The sequence below is a fragment of the Nocardia sp. NPDC101769 genome, from assembly GCF_044766925.1.
GTDB lineage: Bacteria > Actinomycetota > Actinomycetes > Mycobacteriales > Mycobacteriaceae > Nocardia.
Genome location: NZ_JBIWMX010000030.1, coordinates 51,857 through 68,768 on the forward strand (window position 1 = coordinate 51,857; position 16,912 = coordinate 68,768).

The following is a 16,912-nucleotide window of genomic DNA, read 5'->3' on the forward strand; positions in this document are numbered from 1 at the left end:
GCGGACCCGGCGGGGGCGACGACCAGGCTCAGCCGCGATACACGCCGCGGTAGGCGTCGATGGTCTCCACCAGATGATCGACGATCTGCTCGCGTGTGGCGCGCAGCGTGCCATTGAGCCACGCCGAGAACATGCCCGCATTACCGCTGGCCATGGTGACCGCCGCCAGCCGCCGCCGCACCGGATCCTCGATGTGGGCGAACAGGTGATCCTGGATCAACCGGGTGAACGCGGGCATCACCGCGATCGTCGTCTGCCCCAGCCCCGTCGAGGAATACGGCTCCACCAGAAACAGCCGCGACTTGCGCGGATCCTCGAGCACCTTCTCCACCAGCGTCTCCGACAGCGCGCGATCCCGGTCCGGATCGTCGACGACCGCGAAGGCCGTCATCGGATCCAGGAACTCCTCGGCGATCTGGCGATAGAGCACATCGAGCAGTTCGTCTCGGCTGGCGAAGGATTCGTAGAAATAGCGGTCGGTCAGGTTGGCGCGCCGGCACACCGCGCGCATGGTGACCGCGCCCGCCCCGGACTCGCCGATCAGGTCCAGTGCGGCCTCGAGCAGCGCGGCCCGGCGCGCCTCACGGCGTTCGGTGAGGGTCGTTCCACCCCAGATACGGGGCTCGGCGTCGGAGGGAGGCTGCTCGGTGTGCACCGGGTCAAGAGTAATGCCCGGTGCCGGGCGGGATCGCGCACCCGGCATCGGCGGGTGTTCGGTGCGTGAGCCGTGCGACCCGCGGAGGGGCGCGGCATCGGTGCCCGTTCCGGGCGCTGATCGACGCGGTCCGACCGGTGCCGGGCCGATTCGCGGCGATGTCGACAATGCCGACTACCGTGAGTAGATGGATATCAGCGCGTTCATCGCGGGCCGCCTCGACAAGCAGCAGGAAGCCGCTGAATTCGCTCTGAAACTCGAGCGTGACTTCCGGGACACCGGCCGCGTGATCAAATACGAATGGGTGCGTCACGTACGCCGCCGCGGCAGCCGCACCGCCCCGTCGTCGGTGTTCCTGCCCGGCGCACCGACCCCGAAGGAACTGTTGCGGAACCAAGCGGCGCTGCGGCTGATCCTCGGCCAGCACACCCCCGATGCGGGCGGGCATTGCTCGGTGTGCCGGCAGCCCGACTCCCGTGGCGACCACGAACCGGCGGTGTGGCCGTGCCCGACCGTCCGCGCGGTGGCCGGCATCTGGTCCGATCACCGGGACTACCCGCTTCCGCGTGATTGATTGGCGCAGGGCCGAATCCATTCGCCGGGTGCCGGATGTGATCGCACACCCGGCACCGGACTACCGGGGACTCGCGCGGACCCGCCCGCGTCGCTAGCCGGTGACCACGCAGGCGCTGCCGAGATTGATGCCGGTGCTGACCGTCACCAACGCCCACTGCGAGCCGTTGTAGGTCCAGGCCTGGATGTAGTGGACTCCGGTCGAGGTCGGCGTCCAGCTGGAGGTGCCGGTGCCGCCGCTGCCGAGGCTGAACTGCTGCTGACCGAAGGTGGCGGTATTGCTGTCGTAGAGCCAGACGTATTCGTATGGGCTGCCGTTCACGGTGACCGTGTACGAACAGTTGGTGCCGTAGCCACCGCCGATGCTCGACCCGCTGGACACGCTGACACTGGTGACATACGCCGACGCCTGCGGCGCGGCGAGCACGAGCGCCGCGGCTGCGGCGGCGAAGGTGGTGAATGCGGTGAGGGCCGACTTCCGTGACCGGATCATCGTCGATCATCTCCCCAGATGAACGGAGGAATGGGATCTTTCGCGCCAATGGCGCATTCCACCAGTGTCGGTGTTCAGGACCCCCGGCACGCGCGTATCGGGCTACTCGTTCCGGCCGTCCGGGTGGTCGTCCCGGCCTCATGATCAGCGGTTATCGTCCAGCTGCGACCGATCGGCCCGAAAAGTTCGATGCCCCTAACGATCCCCTAATTCGCGTGCTCGTCGAGCGATACAGCTATCTTGTCGCTACCGTTTCGGATATCCGAATCGTGCCTGGGCGGACACGCGCAGACGCCCACGGCATCGGATGCCCGCGAGTCTCTTCCCCGGGACTCGCACCCGCGTCCCCGCATCAGGCGGCGCCGCGAACACGGCGGCGCCGAGGCCACCCCCGATCCCGGCCTCGGCGCCGCCGCACCGCAATTCGAGGCCGCGACACCTCCCCGGCATCGTGACAGTGATCGACCACGATTCCGCCGCAAAACCATCGGAAACCGGCCGGTGCTGCAATGATCGATCCGGATTTGTCTTCAGTTCGGGTCGGCACCGCGAATCAACCTGTGCCCGTGGACTGTTCGAGGTGCAGAAGGATCGCCCTGTATGACCGCAAGCCGGTACGCCAGTAAACCCGTCGTCGCCGACGTGCCCGAGCCCTCCAGCTGGGGCCGCCATCTGGGAATCAACGAGGATGTCGCCGACGGTCTCGACGCCGGGCAACTCGGCGCACTGATCTTCGTCCGGAAACTGGTGCGCTGCTGGTACATCGCCAATGTGCTGCTGGCGCTGTCGATCTGGGCCGCGATCACGCTGTGGGCGCGCCTCTACGGGCAGGCCACCTTCGGTGACTGCGCCGCGGTCAGCGGGTTCACCAGCCGCTGCGACCCCGGCTGGCAGTCGCTGATCATGGGGCTGGTCAGTGGATTCGTGGTCGCGACGGCGGTGTTCGTGCTGACCTCGCTGCCCTGCTTCGTGATCGGCTACGCCATCCGCTGGTCGGCGCGCGCCATGGCCGACCGCAACGAATGGCGAATCACCGACTGATCCCCGGCCGGCGCTGCCTAGCCGGCGGGATTCTCCGGCGGCGTCGCCCCGGCGACGATCTCGCGCAGCGCCGCGACATGCCCGTCGAAGGCGTCACGCCCGGCGCGGGTCAGGCGGGCCCGAACCTTGCGGCGACTGCCCTCCAGGCGGCGTTCGGTCGCCACATACCCGGCGTCCTCCAGCGTCGCCAACTGTTTCGACAACGCCGAATCCGACAGATTCAACCGCTCTTTGAGGAAGGCGAACTCCGCCCAATCCGCCGCGGCCAATGTCGCCACCAGAGTCAATCGCGTACTCGGATGGATCAATTCATCGAAGCGGGCCACGCTCATGTGCGCACCCACCGACGCCCCACCCGCAGCATCTCCGGCCCGCCGAACCCGATGACAGCCGCGATCAACACCGCCGACCACGTCCGCGGATGCCCGGCCCCATCGGCGTCCAGCAGCAGGGCCGCCACCACGGTCAGTGCGGCCAGGACCAGCAGCATGCTGATCACGACCAATGGTGTGTGCCGCCCGGCGACCTCCGTGCTGACCTGAACCCGACCGGTGCGATGCCGCCCATCCAGCAACCGTGACGCCAGCGCCGAATGCCCCGCGCCGAACGCCAGCGTCGCGACCGCCGTCAGCCACCCTGGCCCGAAATCACCGATCACCCCCAAAACCACCCAGCCGCAACCCATTCCCCACCAGTACCCCCGCGGCAACCCAACCTCCTCGGCCACCTGCCGCCGCGCCCGCCCCGCCGCATCCAGCGCCGCCCGGGCCTGATCCGGAGTAATGCCGTCCATGCCGACCCCTCACTTTCCTAGTAGGAAAGTAAGCATCTACTTTCCTACTAGGAAAGTCAAGGGATGGTTGGTGGCCGACTGGGCATTCCGGGTCCGGCACCGCGAAGAGCATTGCGCACGAACATGATTCACAGCACCCGCTGGGGCGGTCGCCACATCGCCGCCCCCGATCGAATGCTGCGACGTCCGGCCCGAAGCGCCGACCACCCTTCTCCCAACCGACCCGCCCGCGACCGCCCGGCTTGAGGGCGGCCGGCAGGGGAGACTGTCGCTCATGGCGGACGAGATCGAGTGGGGGCCGGCGGATCGGCCGGCCGGGGTGAACCGGCTGTCGCCCCTGCGGTTCGTGACGGCGTTCGGTGTGGTGAGCATGCTCGCCGACATCGTCTACGAGGGGGCCCGGTCGATCACCGGCCCGTATCTGGCCACCCTGGGCGCCTCGGCCGCGCTGGTCGGCTTCGTCACCGGAGCCGGGGAGGCGGTCGCGCTGGTGTTCCGCCTCGTGACAGGCCCGTTGTCGGACCGCACCGGCCGGCACTGGGCATTGTCGATCGCCGGGTACGCGCTGACGGTGGTGTCGGTGCCACTGATGGCGCTGGCGACCTGGTTGTGGCCCGCCGCCGGGCTGGTGGTCGCCGAACGGTTCGGCAAGGCCGTGCGCACCCCGGCGCGCGACTCCATGCTCGCCCAGGCCGCGAGCGCGGGCATCGGGCGCGGGAAGGCGTTCGCGGTGCACGAGGCACTCGACCAATCCGGGGCGCTGCTGGGACCGCTGCTGGTCGCAGGGATGATCGTGCTCTCCGGCTTCCGGCTCGCATTCGCCGTACTCGCCATTCCCGGCGCGTTGGCGTTGCTCACCCTGGCCTGGCTGCGGCGCGCGGCGCCCCGGCCGGCGGCCTATGAAACCGGGCATCACGACGCCGGGACCGCCGTGCGCGCCGATGGCCGGTTACCGGGCCGATTCTGGCTCTACGCGGCGTTCACCGCGACCTCGATGGCCGGGTTCGCGACGTTCGGGGTGCTGTCGTTCCATCTGCAGGCCCGTCACGTGCTCCCCGACGGTTTGATCCCGGTCACCTACGCCGCCGCCATGGGTGCGGCGGCGTTGGCCGCACTCGCCTCGGGGCACCTCTACGACCGGATCGGGTTGCGGGGGCTGGTGATTGCGCTGCCGCTCGCGGCGGCGGTGCCGCTGCTGTCGTTCTCGACCCATGCCGGTCCGGTGTGGGCGGGAGCGATCGTGTGGGGCGCGGCGATGGGCATCCACGAATCCACCCTGCGCGCCGCGGTCGCCGACATGGTCCCCGCCGCACGCCGCGGCACCGGATACGGCGCATTCACCGCCGTCTACGGTCTGGCCTGGCTGGCCGGCTCCACGCTGATCGGCGTGCTCTACGGTCGTTCGGTGACCGCGGTCGTCGTGTTCACCCTCGCCACGCAGGCGGTCGCACTGATGTTGTTCGTGCCGTTGGCCTTCGGCGGCTCAGCCCGCCGTCGACCTCGCGGTCAGCCCAGCAGTTCGTCCAGATAGCACCAGCGCCAGGATTCGCCGGGCTCGACGCTGCGCATGACCGGGTGGCCGGTGCTGTCGAAGTGCTTGGTGGCGTGATTGCCGGGGGAGGAGTCGCAGCAGGCGACGTGCCCGCAGTCCAGGCACATGCGCAGGTGGACCCAGACCAGGCCCTCGTCGAGGCATTCACCGCAGGCATCGGGGGTGTCGGGGGTGCGGACACAGGGGGCCTCGCGCAGGTGCTCGCAGGCGCCGGCGGTGACGGGGGAGCGCAGCGGCGTGCCGTCGTCCTCGTCGGCCTCGGCGACACGATCGATGGTGGACTCCTCGATGTCGAGGGTGGCCATGACCGCCTGCAGGACCTCCTGATCGACCTGGCCCGAATCACGGATGCGCAGCACGGCTTCGCGTTCGGCGGCGAGCATGGCCAGACGCAGACGCCGGTACTCGCCGCTGGGGGTGACACGCTGGGATTCGGAGCGGCCCAGCAACTCCCACGCCGACTGGGCGCGCACCACCACGCGATTGCGCAGGGCGTCGACCACGTCCGGCGGGGTTTCGGGGGCGATGTTCTCCTCGAGCGCCTTCAATCCCGCGACGGTGGCCTGTTGCAGCAGATTCGCTTCCTGCAGGAGGTCTTCGGCCTGACTGGGCCCGCGCAACCGCAGCACCCGCACCAGCCACGGCAGCGACAAGCCTTGCAGCAGTAGCGTTCCGCCCACCACCACGACCGCCAGCAGCCGCAGCGTCGCCAGCTCCGGGGTATCGCCGGGCAGCAGCAGCGCCGCGGCCAGCGTCACCACCCCGCGCATGCCCGCCCACGCCACCACCGCCGGACCGGTCCACTCCGGCTTGGGTTTTCCCTGCCGCCGCCCTTCGACCCGCCAGGCAGCGTAGGTCGCCGGGAACACCCACACCGGGCGCACCACGATCACCGTCACCAGCACCGCCGCACACGTCCACAGCAGCGTCGAATGCGACAGCCCGCTGTGCCAGGCATTCTCGACCAGATGCCGCACCTGTAGGCCGATCAGCAGGAAAACCGCGCTCTCGAGCAGGAATTGGATGGTGCGCCAGTTGGTGTGCTCGGCGATGCGCGAGGCCGCGCTCTGCCACTGCGGGGCGCCGTGACCCAGGATCAGGCCACAGGTCACCACCGCGATCACACCCGAGGCGTGCACCCCTTCGGCGGGCAGGTACGCGATCCACGGCGCCAGCAGCGACACACTCGTGTCCAGCACCGGATCGCTGATGCGGCGGCGCAGGAACGCCAGCACCATCGCCGCCACCCCGCCGATGAGCGCGCCACCACCGGCCGCGCCGATGAAACTCGCGCCCGCCTCCCACATCGTCACGCTGCCGGCCATGGCGGCCACCGCGGTGCGCAGGGTCACCAGCGCGGTCGCGTCGTTGAACAGCGACTCACCCTCGAGCAGCGTCACGATCCGGCGCGGCATTCCGACCCGGCGCGCCACCGCCGTGGCCGCCACCGCATCGGGCGGGGCCACGATCGCGCCGATCGCCACCGCCGCCGAGAACGGCACCGGCAGCAACCAATACACCACCCCGCCCACCGCGAACGCGGTGAACAGCACCAATCCCACCGACAGCAGGGTGATCGTGGTCTTCTTCGGCCGGAAGTCCACCAGCGACGTGCGGATCGCCGTCGTGTACAGCAGCGGCGGCAGCAACCCCAGCAACACCAGTTCGGGTTCGACATCGAACTCCGGCACGAGCGGCAGATACGAGCCGATCACCCCGGCCACGGTGAGCACGAACGGCTCACCGAGCCCCAGCCGGCGCGCGCCGGCCGCCAATGCGACCGCTACCGACACCAGCAATACGAGTCCGAACGCCCACTCCACGAGATCATCGTGCCAGCCGCCGTGTTCGATTCCGCCATCGGCTCGCCACCGGCGAACAACCCCGCCCCGGCCACCGGCGCGGAACGAACCCGGCCGGGACTCACCTCATCGCGAGACCGGAGCTACTCCGCGTGCCCGGACCGCGACCGGGTGATCGCGAAGACCCCGAACCGGGCGGCCAGCGCCACCAGCCACAGCACCACGCCGACCAGGTTGAACACGGTCCCGGCATCGGTATAGGCACCGATCAGGATGGAGACGACACCCGCCGAGAAACACACGACGGTGGTGGCATGACAGACGGTCAGAGTGATGCGCAGGTCGGTGTCCGGACCGGCGGCTGGCTCGATGCTGATGGTGAAACTCCTGGCAACGCTGGTGAATTCGACCCCCGGCACCTTAGCGCCCCGCATGCCGAAGTGCAGATTCCACGAGTTCACCGACTTCGCACCGGACCGCGGCCCGATCCCGGTTACCGTGTTGCTCAACATGATTCGCGGGTCGGGACCGATGCGCGTGGATGCCGAGCACTACCGGCCATCGGCGGCTGCGCCCGAATGGGCGACCGGGCCGGGCAACTCGCGGTCGATGCCCTCGTCATCGCCGTCCTGGTCGCCCTCGGCTGCGACTACGGCACACGCCCGCACCGGTCGGGGCCGCCCGAGAATCGGCTGCCCCGTAGCTCATTCGGGACGCGGCGCGGATTCCATGGGTTTGCCCGCATCCCGCCACGCGGTGATGCCGCCCGCGAGGCTGCGCGCGTCGTATCCGGCGCGGCGGGCCAGGGCCGCGAAGCGCAGCGACACCTCTCCGACCGGGCAGACGAAAACCACGGGGCGCGAACGCGAGAACGGGACGCCCTGGGCGAGCATGTCGTCGAGGTGATCGTCGCGGATGTTCACTGCGCCCGGCACGTGCGCGATCCGGTAGGCCATGGCGCCCCGGGTATCGACGATGGTCGGGCGGGCGGTGCGGTCGAGCTGCTCGAGCTCATCGGGGGACAGGGCCGGGGTGGCCGACAATTCGTCCGCGGTCGGGGCGGGCGCGCGCCCGGGTCTGCCGAACAGCTCCGGGCGACGTTTGCGGATGTAGGTCAGGTACGGTTCCAGGCGATCGCAGACGATGACGACCGCGATGAGCGGATCGGCCTGGGCGGCGGGCTGTTCCAGGGACCCGAGGAACTCCAGGGCCGCGGCATAGGTCGCGCCGCTGGTGGGGCCGGCGAGCACACCGTGTGTCGTGGCCAGTTCGAGCGTCGCGTCGACCGCGCGGCCGGCCTCGATCGCCATGATGCGGTCGTAGAAATCGGGCTGGAACAGGCCCACATCCCACATCTCGGTCTCCGAGCGGATACCGGGAATGAAATCGGAACGCTCGGACACCACCGCGATGGTCTTCAACTCCGGATTGTGTTTGCGCAGAAACGTCGCCGTGCCGCGCGTCGACCCGGTGGTGCCCAGCCCGCCGACCAGATAGTCGACCCGGGTGATGCCGTCGCGCGCCAGATCCTCGTGGATCTCCCGCCCGGTCCCGTGATGGTGGGCCTCGATGTTCTTCTCGCTGGTGTACTGCGATGGGTGATACCAGCCCCCGGGCGTGCGCGCCATGGTCGATTCGATGATCGAGTACACGTCGTTGGGCGCGGTCGGATCCGGGCACTCCGATAATCCGGGCAGCTCCTCGATGTCGGTGCCCAGCAGCTGCAACAACTCCCGTACCTCGGCGACCTTGATCCGATTGGTCACCGCCCGCAACCCGATCCCGTGCATGGCCGCCAGAATGCGCAGCGCCTTGGCGGTATTGCCGCTCGAGGCCTCGATCAGGGTCTTCTTCTGCGCGACGATGTCGTCCAGGTCGTCGCGGATCATGCCCCACGCCACCCGGTCCTTCACCGACCCGAACGGGTTGTAGAACTCCAGCTTCGCGTACAGCTCCACGTGCGCGAGCCCGTGCACGGCCGGATCCAGCCGCAGCAGAGGGGTATTGCCGATCAGCTCGGTGATGTGGTCGTAGCGCATCAGTGCACCTCGTACCAGTCGACGTCGCGGCCCACCGAAAACGTCCCGGACCGCTGCACCACGGCCAGTTTCGGCGGCACCGGATGCATGGATGCACGCGCTGCCGACAAATCCATGTGGTAGGCAGCGGTATTGGGGAAGACGACGAAGTCCCCGGGAGCGGGCAGCCTCGGCAGCCACACCTTGTGATTGGTGATCAGATCCCGCTCCAGGCACAACCGCCCGGCCAGGAACACTCCCACCGCACCGGAATTCGCGTCGGCCGAATCGCGGGCGGGCACCAGGATCGGGTCCACCATCACCTCCTGATCGGCCGGGGTGACGGTATCGCGGCTCAGATCCAGATTCACCAGCGTGCTGCCGTCCGCGGTCTCCTTCACGAATTCCACCCGCGCCACCGTGATTCCGGCATGGTCGACCAGCGCCTTGCCCGGCTCCAGCCAGATCTCGATCGAGTTCTCCCCAGCCAGCTGTGCAAAAGTGCGGCCCCCCTGGGATTCCAACCCCGTATCCAGCAGATCTGTCAGCATCCGGTCGGCACTCACAATGTTGGCATATTTGTGAAAAACCGGTGTCCCGTGCACCGCGCCGTCCTCGAGATGGAACCCGAAGGTGTTGCCGCCCCAGGTCATCGGCTCCCCGCGCCCCACCAGCGATTCCCGCAGCGCGTGCACGTACGCATCGAACGCATCCGCGTCCGCGGTGAACACCTGCCGGAACCCGCCCCCGATATCGAGCACCGACGGCGCTAGCCCGTATCCGTAGGCGCGTTCGGTCAACGACAGGCAACCCTCCACCGCCCGCACCCTCTCGGCCGGTTCCCCCGAATCCAGGTGAAAGGCGAACCCGCGGAAATCGATGCGCTCCCGCTGCGCCGCCAACAGCGCCAGCACGGCATCGATGCGATGCAGCGGCACCCCGAACCGGCTGACCGGTGTCCCCGCGAACCCGCACACCCGCACCAGCACCGGAACCCGCGTCGGTGCCAGCGCCGCAACGCGTTCCAGCTCCCACGCATTGTCCACGTTGATCGTCACCCCGCTACCCACCAGCTCCCGCACGAACCCCTCGCCCTTGGGCCCGGTCACTTCGATCCGCTCCGGCTCGAACCCGGCCTTCAGCGCACTGTCGAGCTCGGCCGCCGAGGCCACGTCGATCCCGGCGCCCGCCGCCCGCGCCGCCTCCACGAACGCCCGCGACTGATTCACCTTGTGCGCGTAGCAGATCCGGAACCCCGGCACCCGGTCCGCCAGCTCCGCCCGCAACCGCGCCAGGTTCTCGGCGAAGACCTGCGGAAACACCAGATGTGCGGGCGACCCGAACTCGGCCACCGCGTCGGCCACCGCGTCCGGCGCGGCCACGAACTCCCGCACGAGCGCATGCATCTTCGCCGGCAACCCCGGCGGTGCGGCAGCCGTCATACGGCGGATTCGGTGGTCGCGGGTGTGACCGCGGTCGGGTTGTAGCCGCTGTCGCGCAAGGCCTCGAACACACGATGGCGGTTGCGAGGACTGCGGAACTCCGCGACCACCCGCTTGCTGCTCAAGTCGATGTCCTGCACGCCCACGCTCATCGACTCCAGCACCCCGCTGATGGTGCGGATGCAGTGCTTGCAGGTCATGTCGGGCACATAGAACACCCGGTCCTCGGCGGCGAGTTCCATGGTGTCCGAACCGGTGTCGGCCGCCACCTCGGCGACGGTGACCCGGTCCACGATGCGGATGAACACGTTGGTGAAGGTATCGATGACCACCGGCAGGATGCTGTAGTGCTCCCCGTCGAGCTGATGCGGCATGGCCGCCAGGCACGCCGGGCGCGTCCCGGGCGGCAGCAGCGCGTACTGACGCGAGATCAGATCCAGCTCGTCGTGGTATTTGGTGATGGCCGCGGCCACGCTCAAACCCTCGGTGTGGGTGGCGCGGCGCATGACCCGGTGCGCGTCCGCGATGGTCATGTCCTTCATCGCGCGCAGCGTCGCCACCGTCTCCGCCGAATACCGTACGGTCCCATCGGGTTGGGTGGTCAACGTCACCGCGATCATGCCGCGCCGGTAGCTCGAGGCCTGCAGCTCCCAATACCAGCGCGTCGCCACCGCCCCGTATATCCCCGAATCCCGCATGCCGGCGGCGAATTCGGCCGGCGTCCGATACGGCGTCCACCGCGCCAGCAGCGCGTGCTGGGCCAGCGCCCGCCCCGCCGCCTCGATACCCACCCGGAAGATGTCGGACGGCTCGTGATCGGTGGTGGTGCCCTCGAGCACCGCCTGGTTACGCGGCGTCAGCTCCGACATGCGCCGGGCCAGTGCGGTATCGGCCTGCAGCGCATGCCACAGCGTCAGCACCGTCTCGCGCATGGCGATGGGCACGATCGGGCCCAGACCGCCCACGCGGTAGTGTCCGGTATTGGGGATGCCGTCGCTGTCGGTCCAGGCGATGCGATGGGTCGCGCTGGTCACCTGGTCGGCGCGGCACGGGCGCATGAACCGTTCCAGGTACAGCCGCTGCGACAGCGTCAGATGCGAGCCCGGTTCCGATTGCAGTGCCGCGCACGTGTATTCGACGCGCCGCGGTGGCGGCAGCACCGGGGGCGCGCCCAGGCCGGGCCGGGCCAGCGCGGCCAGCACCCGGGAAGCGGCACGCCGGTCGTAGCGGGGTTCGGGGCCGGACATGGTCAAGAGACCTCCTCGGCGATCGTGGCGACACACTCGGTGAACCGGTCGATCTCGTCGACGGTGTTGTAGACGTGGGTACTGACCCGCACCGAGTCCTCGTCCCTCGGCACATCGTCGGCGGGCACACAGTGCGCGCCGGTGCGCACCAGGAACCCGAGCTCGCTGAGCACGAACCCGAGATCGGTGGCGCTGATCCCCTCCAGGGTGAACGACACGATCCCGTAGCCGGTTTCGCACGGCGCGTGCGCCGGACCCGGCAGGAACTCCACGCCCGGTATCGGGCGCAGGCCCGCGATCAGCCGCTGTGTCAGCGCCCGATTGTGGGCAGCGACGGCGTCCAGGCCCAGGTCGTCGAGCACCTCGAGGGCCGCGCCGAGCGCGAGAATGCCGGGGATATTGTGGGTGCCGCCCTCCAGCAACCGCGGCATGGAACCGGCCAGCAGCCCCGAATCACCCAGCGACACCGCCGAATTGCCGCCCGGCAGGAACGGTGCCAGTTCACCATGGCGCCGGCGGCGGCAGTACAGCACACCGGTCCCGGGCGCCCCGAACATCTTGTGCGCGGAGAACACCGCGAAATCCGCGTCCAACTCCGCCACTCGCACCGGCAGATGCCCGCCGGACTGGCTGCAGTCGAAACACAGTGCGATCGCCGGATCGATGCGCCCGCGCAACTCTTCGAGTGTGGTCAGCGCCCCGAACACGTGATGCAGATGCCCCACGGTGATCAGCCGGGTGCGCGGGGTGATCCGCGCGGCCACATCCTCGACATCGGCCTCGCCCAGCTCGGTGACCCGGTAGGGCACCAGCCGGATCGTGCGCCCGAACGCGCCCAGCAACCGCCGCAGGTGATGCCACGGATACACGTTCGAGGCGTGATCGCGTGGGCTGTAGAGGATCTCGTCGCCGTCGCGCAGCGCCGTCAGCGCCCACGACAGTGCCACCGCATTGAGACCGGCCGTGGACCCGCCGGTGAACACCACCTCATCCGGTGCGGCCCCGATGAATTCGGCCATCCGCTCGCGTACCGCCTCGATGCGATGGGTCAGGCTGTTCGCCCACGGATAGGTGCCGCGTCCGGCATTGGCGGTGCGCTCACTGTGATACCGGTGCACCGCGCGGATCACCGGCAGCGGCTTCTGGGTGGTGGACGCCGAATCGAGGTAGACGTCGGAGGTTTCGGTCAGCGCGGGGAAGAGCCCGCGCAGCGGCGGGCGCGCCGGTCCGTGGGCGGCGGCCGGCGGCGTGGGCGTAGAGGTCGCGGATGCGGAGGCGCGCACCAGAACCCTCCCTCCCAGGAGTTCGCGCTGGACGCCACCAACGATACGCACATTTGCGGTGCGCTCGAAGGTTCTCGCGGGCAACAGCTTTCGTCGGTACGGCTTCGTGACCGCATCGAACGACCGCTCAGCGGTCGGGTCCGCCCGGATTGCACAGGGCCGCCACGGTCGCGTCGTAACCCACCGCGGGCCGCCACGGTTCGAGATTCCAGCTGGTCTTGTCCGGTGCGACCACCCGCGCCCACTCCCAGTGGCAGCGGAACTGGTCGTACATGCCGGGAGTGTCGGCGTCGGGCGCGGAGGTGAGCACCTCCTGCCAGGCCCGCCCCAGCGCGGCGGGGAAGGTGTCGGCGCGCCCGGCCTGCGTCGGATAGACCCGTAACCGGCGGCCGTCGGAGTCGTCGGTCCATTCGGTGTGGTCGATGAGCGCCTGATCCGGGAACGGGTCCACCGTCGGCACCCCCGGTGTGATCGGCGCGGACGAACCGGTGGGCTGGGGTGTGCCGGTGGCCGGGGACGACGCGGAGGGCGGGGCGACGGCGACCGTCGAGGGGTGCGGCGCCAGCGTCAGCGAACTCACCACCACCGGCGGCGAATCCTCGGCCGCCCCGCAACCGGTCAGTACCAGTGTCAGCGCGAGCACGGGCGAGCCACCCGCGAGTTTCCAGCGCCGCCGCATGGGCATTCGCCCCTTCCTTCCGATCGGTCCTGCCTGGATCCGACGCTACCAGCGGCGATTACGCGCATACCGTACTCGCGGGTAGCTAGGAACGTCGGCGTTCCGAGTACGCCTGCGCTGGTGCATTGGCCCAGACAGCACCTACGATGTCACGCGCAGGGCGGTTCGTGAAAGAGGGGACCGCCCGGCACCCTTGGTACCGGATGGTTGCTGACTGGCAGGGGAACAATGAACGCCGCGACTGTGAAATTGCTTGTGTGGGAGTGCGACAACACCCTGTGGGACGGGGTGGTCTGCGACTCCACCGCCGGCGCGCTGCGCGCCGAGGCCGCGCGCTCACTGCGCATCCTCAACGAGCGCGGCGTCATGCACGCCGTCGCCTCCCGCGGCGAATGGGCCTGGACGGTAGAGCAATTGCGCCGTCACGGCGTGGCCGAGCGCTTCGCCGCCGTCGAGGTCGGCTGGGGCCGCAAGTCCGCGGCCATCACCCGCATCGCCGAAACCCTGGGCGTGGGCCTGGACCAGGTCGGCTACATCGACGCCGAACCGCTCGAGCGCAGCGAGGTCGCCCACGCCCTGCCACAGGTGCGCTGCTACGCCGCCCGCCACGTGGATGTGCTTGCCGCGCTGCAGGAATTCCGCGCGCCCGTCGGCGACGTCCCGCCGCCCACCTCCCCAATGGGATTCGCCCACATCCACGCCCGGTGATCCACGCGGTGTCACAGCGCTCACCAGCGCAGTGTCACGGCGCTGACCAGCGCGACGGCACAGGCCCGCCGATCGGAAACGATCGACGGGCCTGTGCTGTAGCCGGTGTCGGATCAGGCGGGGGTGGATTCGGTCCCGCCGCTGCGGATCTCGACGATCGGCAGCACCAGCGCCGCCGGGGCGCTCGCCGGGACCATCGGCTGTACCGGTGCAACGGGTGCAATACGGGTGTAGCCCGCGGCCTGGGACGGGCGGGTGTCGGCCTCGCCCTTGTTGGGCCACAGTGCCGCCGCGCGCTCGGCCTGCGCGGTGATGGTCAGCGACGGGTTCACGCCCAGGTTCGCCGAGACCGCCGCGCCGTCGACCACGCTCAGGGTCGGATAGCCGTAGACGCGGTGGTAGGGGTCGATGACACCGTGGTCGGCGTCCGCGCCGATCGCCGCGCCGCCCAGGAAGTGGGCGGTCAGCGGGATATTGAACACCTCACCCCAGGAACCGCCGGCGACACCGCCGATCTTGTCCGCGACCGCGCGGGTGACCTGGTTGCCGACCGGGATCCAGGTCGGATTCGGTTCGCCGTGGCCCTGCTTGGAGGTCAGCTTGCGCCCGAACAGGCCGCGCTTGGTGTAGGTGGTGATGGAGTTGTCCAGATGCTGCATGACCAGCGAGATGATGGTGCGCTCGCTCCAGTTGCGCACCGACAGGAACTGCAGCAGCGTCAGCGGGTGCAGCAGCACCGTCCACAGGAACCGCAGCCAGCGCGGGATCTTGCCGCCGCCGTCGACCATGAGCGTCTGCAGCAGGCCCATCGAGTTGGAGCCCTTGCCGTAGCGGACCGGCTCGATGTGGGTGTCGGGGGTGGGGTGGATGGAGGAGGTGATGGCCACGCCGCGGGTGAAGTCCACATCCGGGTTCACCTTGCGGGTGGCCGCGCCCACGATGGACTCGGAGTTGGTGCGGGTCAGCACGCCCAGCCGCGGCGAGAGCTGTGGCAGCACACCACGGTCGCGCATGGCGAACAGCAGCTGCTGGGTGCCGCGGGTGCCGGCGGCCAGCACCACGTGCTTGGCGGTGTAGGTCTTGGGCTGTTTGCGCAGCCAGGCGCCGGTGCGCTCGGTCTCCACGTCCCAGGTGCCGTCGGGCAGCGGGCGCACGGTGGTGACCGTCGTCATCGGGAACACCTGCGCGCCACCCTTTTCCGCCAGGTACAGGTAGTTCTTGACCAGGGTGTTCTTGGCGTTGTGGCGGCAGCCGGTCATGCACTCGCCGCATTCGATGCAGCCGGTGCGGTCCGGGCCCGCGCCGCCGAAGAACGGGTCGGGCACGGTCTTGCCCGCCTCGCCGAAGAACACCCCGACCGGGGTCTGCACGAAGGTGTCGCCGACACCCATGTCCTCGGCGACCTGCTTGAACACCTCGTCGGCGGGGGTCATGTGCGGGTTGGTGACCACGCCGAGCATCTTGCGGGCCTGGTCGTAGTAGGGCATGAGTTCGTCGTGCCAGTCGGTGATCTCGCGCCACTGCGGGTCCTGGAAGAACGGGGCCGGGGGCACGTAGAGGGTGTTGGCGTAGTTCAGTGAGCCGCCGCCCACGCCCGCGCCCGCGAGGATGAGGACATCGCGCAGCGGGTGGATGCGCTGAATCCCGAAGCAGCCCAGCTTCGGCGCCCACAGGAACTTGCGCAGGTCCCAGCTGGTGTCGGGGAGCTGGTCGTCGGCGAAACGCTGACCGGCCTCGAGTACACCGACGGTGTAGCCCTTCTCGGTCAGGCGCAGTGCGCTCACACTGCCGCCGAATCCTGACCCGACGATGAGCACGTCGAAATCGGTGTCGCGTTGGGTCATGGAATCTCCCTTGTCGTCGTCGACAGTGTGGCGGCGGTTACGCTAATGCGGACAGTTGTAACTGTCAACGTCCATTGGTAGCGGTATCTATGCTGTTCGGGTGGATCGATACAGCCGTCTGCAACTCGCCGAACTCAGCGGTGTGGCCGCCCGCACCATCCGCTACTACCACTCGGTCGGCGTGCTACCCCGGCCCGGCCGGGCCGGTAAGGAAGCCGTCTACGGTCCCGAACACCTCGAGCGGCTGCGCGCCATCACCGCCATGCAGGCGCGCGGGCTGCGCCTGGACGCGATCCGCGAGGTGTTCGAGGCCGAGGTACCCGCGGACGGCGACTGGCGTGAGGTCTTCGATCCGCGCTACAGCGCCGAGGTCGACACCGGCACGATCCTCGACGACGAGGCCCTGACCAAGTTGCTCGGCGATCGCCGCCCGGAAATCCTCGACGATCTGCTCGCCGCGGGCTACCTGGAGTGCGTGGGCGAGCGCTGGCGGGTGCCCGAACCGGCCATGCTCACCGGGGCGCTCATCCTCTACGACGTGGGCACCGACATCGCCCTGTCGGGCGTACTGCGCAAGCTGATCCGCACCCATATCGCGACCCTGGCCGACGAGATGATCCGCGTCATTCGCGAGGCCTCGGGTGCGGAGTACAGCGGCGAGGGCGTGGACCTGGATCTCGACCGCTTCCGCGACCGGTTCCGGGCCGCGGCCCGTGAGGTCGGCGGGGTCACCCTGGTGGAGGAGATCGAACGCGCGGTGCGTGAACCGCGCCGCTGAACCC

The 16,912-nt window shown here is 69.2% G+C and carries 17 protein-coding genes; 5 read left to right on the forward strand and 12 right to left on the reverse strand.

Annotated features, from left to right (window positions below; all coding sequences use genetic code 11):
* Window positions 1-28: 28 nt before the first annotated feature.
* On the reverse strand, window positions 29-655 hold the full coding sequence (locus tag ACIRRA_RS34975; protein ID WP_402777109.1) for a TetR/AcrR family transcriptional regulator: 627 nt from the start codon (window positions 653-655) through the stop codon (window positions 29-31).
* A 187-nt stretch (window positions 656-842) separates the two neighbouring features.
* On the opposite strand from ACIRRA_RS34975, the gene ACIRRA_RS34980 reads away from it, so the two are divergent.
* Window positions 843-1,229, forward strand: a complete 387-nt coding sequence (locus tag ACIRRA_RS34980; RefSeq protein WP_402777111.1) for a DUF6221 family protein — start codon at window positions 843-845, stop codon at window positions 1,227-1,229.
* 93 nt (window positions 1,230-1,322) lie between these two features.
* On the opposite strand, the gene ACIRRA_RS34985 is transcribed toward ACIRRA_RS34980, so the two are convergent.
* Window positions 1,323-1,721, reverse strand: a complete 399-nt coding sequence (locus ACIRRA_RS34985) for a hypothetical protein (RefSeq protein WP_402777113.1) — start codon at window positions 1,719-1,721, stop codon at window positions 1,323-1,325.
* 600 nt (window positions 1,722-2,321) lie between these two features.
* Here ACIRRA_RS34985 and ACIRRA_RS34990 point away from each other — a divergent pair.
* On the forward strand, window positions 2,322-2,762 hold the full coding sequence (locus ACIRRA_RS34990) for a hypothetical protein (protein ID WP_402777115.1): 441 nt from the start codon (window positions 2,322-2,324) through the stop codon (window positions 2,760-2,762).
* A 17-nt stretch (window positions 2,763-2,779) separates the two neighbouring features.
* Here ACIRRA_RS34990 and ACIRRA_RS34995 read toward each other — a convergent pair whose 3' ends face one another.
* Window positions 2,780-3,094: a winged helix-turn-helix domain-containing protein gene (locus tag ACIRRA_RS34995; protein ID WP_402777117.1), complete on the reverse strand. Its 315-nt coding sequence runs from the start codon at window positions 3,092-3,094 to the stop codon at window positions 2,780-2,782.
* Window positions 3,091-3,555: a hypothetical protein gene (locus ACIRRA_RS35000; protein ID WP_402777119.1), complete on the reverse strand. Its 465-nt coding sequence runs from the start codon at window positions 3,553-3,555 to the stop codon at window positions 3,091-3,093. The genes ACIRRA_RS34995 and ACIRRA_RS35000 overlap by 4 nt, the downstream gene beginning before the upstream one ends.
* A 274-nt stretch (window positions 3,556-3,829) precedes the next feature.
* Here ACIRRA_RS35000 and ACIRRA_RS35005 point away from each other — a divergent pair, with 274 nt between their 5' ends.
* Window positions 3,830-5,086: an MFS transporter gene (locus tag ACIRRA_RS35005; RefSeq protein ID WP_402777121.1), complete on the forward strand. Its 1,257-nt coding sequence runs from the start codon at window positions 3,830-3,832 to the stop codon at window positions 5,084-5,086.
* Here the strand turns inward: ACIRRA_RS35005 and ACIRRA_RS35010 are convergent.
* From ACIRRA_RS35010 to ACIRRA_RS35040, 7 genes are all read right to left on the reverse strand, one after another.
* Complete coding sequence (locus ACIRRA_RS35010; protein WP_402777124.1) at window positions 5,062-6,930, reverse strand: Na+/H+ antiporter; 1,869 nt, start codon at window positions 6,928-6,930, stop codon at window positions 5,062-5,064. The two genes, ACIRRA_RS35005 and ACIRRA_RS35010, sit on opposite strands and share 25 nt — an antisense overlap.
* A 122-nt stretch (window positions 6,931-7,052) precedes the next feature.
* The gene (locus tag ACIRRA_RS35015; RefSeq protein ID WP_402777126.1) at window positions 7,053-7,421 is read right to left on the reverse strand and encodes a hypothetical protein; all 369 of its coding nucleotides are present in this window, start codon (window positions 7,419-7,421) and stop codon (window positions 7,053-7,055) included.
* A 192-nt stretch (window positions 7,422-7,613) separates the two neighbouring features.
* Window positions 7,614-8,948: a pyridoxal-phosphate dependent enzyme gene (locus tag ACIRRA_RS35020; protein WP_402777128.1), complete on the reverse strand. Its 1,335-nt coding sequence runs from the start codon at window positions 8,946-8,948 to the stop codon at window positions 7,614-7,616.
* Window positions 8,948-10,369: a decarboxylase gene (locus ACIRRA_RS35025; RefSeq protein ID WP_402777130.1), complete on the reverse strand. Its 1,422-nt coding sequence runs from the start codon at window positions 10,367-10,369 to the stop codon at window positions 8,948-8,950. The genes ACIRRA_RS35020 and ACIRRA_RS35025 overlap by 1 nt, the downstream gene beginning before the upstream one ends.
* Entirely contained in the window at window positions 10,366-11,616 is a 1,251-nt protein-coding gene (locus tag ACIRRA_RS35030; RefSeq protein ID WP_402777238.1) for a heavy-metal-associated domain-containing protein, read from the reverse strand. The genes ACIRRA_RS35025 and ACIRRA_RS35030 overlap by 4 nt, the downstream gene beginning before the upstream one ends.
* Before the next feature lie 2 nt (window positions 11,617-11,618).
* Window positions 11,619-12,899 (reverse strand): aminotransferase class V-fold PLP-dependent enzyme, encoded by a 1,281-nt coding sequence (locus ACIRRA_RS35035; RefSeq protein ID WP_402777132.1) that lies wholly within the window; start codon window positions 12,897-12,899, stop codon window positions 11,619-11,621.
* 127 nt (window positions 12,900-13,026) lie between these two features.
* A complete protein-coding gene (locus ACIRRA_RS35040; protein ID WP_402777133.1) occupies window positions 13,027-13,584 on the reverse strand; it encodes a DUF2599 domain-containing protein in 558 nt (185 codons plus the stop codon).
* Window positions 13,585-13,821: 237 nt separating this feature from the next.
* Here ACIRRA_RS35040 and ACIRRA_RS35045 point away from each other — a divergent pair, with 237 nt between their 5' ends.
* Window positions 13,822-14,286 (forward strand): hypothetical protein, encoded by a 465-nt coding sequence (locus ACIRRA_RS35045; protein ID WP_357008657.1) that lies wholly within the window; start codon window positions 13,822-13,824, stop codon window positions 14,284-14,286.
* 113 nt (window positions 14,287-14,399) lie between these two features.
* On the opposite strand, the gene ACIRRA_RS35050 is transcribed toward ACIRRA_RS35045, so the two are convergent.
* Window positions 14,400-16,130, reverse strand: coding sequence for a GMC oxidoreductase (locus ACIRRA_RS35050; RefSeq protein ID WP_402777134.1), 1,731 nt, complete (start codon window positions 16,128-16,130; stop codon window positions 14,400-14,402).
* A gap of 100 nt (window positions 16,131-16,230) precedes the next feature.
* On the opposite strand from ACIRRA_RS35050, the gene ACIRRA_RS35055 reads away from it, so the two are divergent.
* Window positions 16,231-16,908, forward strand: coding sequence for a MerR family transcriptional regulator (locus ACIRRA_RS35055; protein ID WP_402777136.1), 678 nt, complete (start codon window positions 16,231-16,233; stop codon window positions 16,906-16,908).
* Window positions 16,909-16,912 lie beyond the last annotated feature (4 nt).

Excerpts from the sequence above, each read along its gene's own strand:
- ACIRRA_RS34980 (WP_402777111.1), top strand. The coding sequence starts at position 843 with ATGGATATCAGCGCGTTCATCGCGGGCCGCCTCGACAAGCAGCAGGAA.
- ACIRRA_RS34985 (WP_402777113.1), bottom strand. The coding sequence starts at position 1,721 with ATGATCCGGTCACGGAAGTCGGCCCTCACCGCATTCACCACCTTCGCC.
- ACIRRA_RS34990 (WP_402777115.1), top strand. The coding sequence starts at position 2,322 with ATGACCGCAAGCCGGTACGCCAGTAAACCCGTCGTCGCCGACGTGCCC.
- ACIRRA_RS34995 (WP_402777117.1), bottom strand. The coding sequence starts at position 3,094 with ATGAGCGTGGCCCGCTTCGATGAATTGATCCATCCGAGTACGCGATTG.
- ACIRRA_RS35000 (WP_402777119.1), bottom strand. The coding sequence starts at position 3,555 with ATGGACGGCATTACTCCGGATCAGGCCCGGGCGGCGCTGGATGCGGCG.
- ACIRRA_RS35005 (WP_402777121.1), top strand. The coding sequence starts at position 3,830 with ATGGCGGACGAGATCGAGTGGGGGCCGGCGGATCGGCCGGCCGGGGTG.
- ACIRRA_RS35015 (WP_402777126.1), bottom strand. The coding sequence starts at position 7,421 with ATGTTGAGCAACACGGTAACCGGGATCGGGCCGCGGTCCGGTGCGAAG.
- ACIRRA_RS35020 (WP_402777128.1), bottom strand. The coding sequence starts at position 8,948 with ATGCGCTACGACCACATCACCGAGCTGATCGGCAATACCCCTCTGCTG.
- ACIRRA_RS35025 (WP_402777130.1), bottom strand. The coding sequence starts at position 10,369 with ATGACGGCTGCCGCACCGCCGGGGTTGCCGGCGAAGATGCATGCGCTC.
- ACIRRA_RS35030 (WP_402777238.1), bottom strand. The coding sequence starts at position 11,616 with ATGTCCGGCCCCGAACCCCGCTACGACCGGCGTGCCGCTTCCCGGGTG.
- ACIRRA_RS35040 (WP_402777133.1), bottom strand. The coding sequence starts at position 13,584 with ATGCCCATGCGGCGGCGCTGGAAACTCGCGGGTGGCTCGCCCGTGCTC.
- ACIRRA_RS35050 (WP_402777134.1), bottom strand. The coding sequence starts at position 16,130 with ATGACCCAACGCGACACCGATTTCGACGTGCTCATCGTCGGGTCAGGA.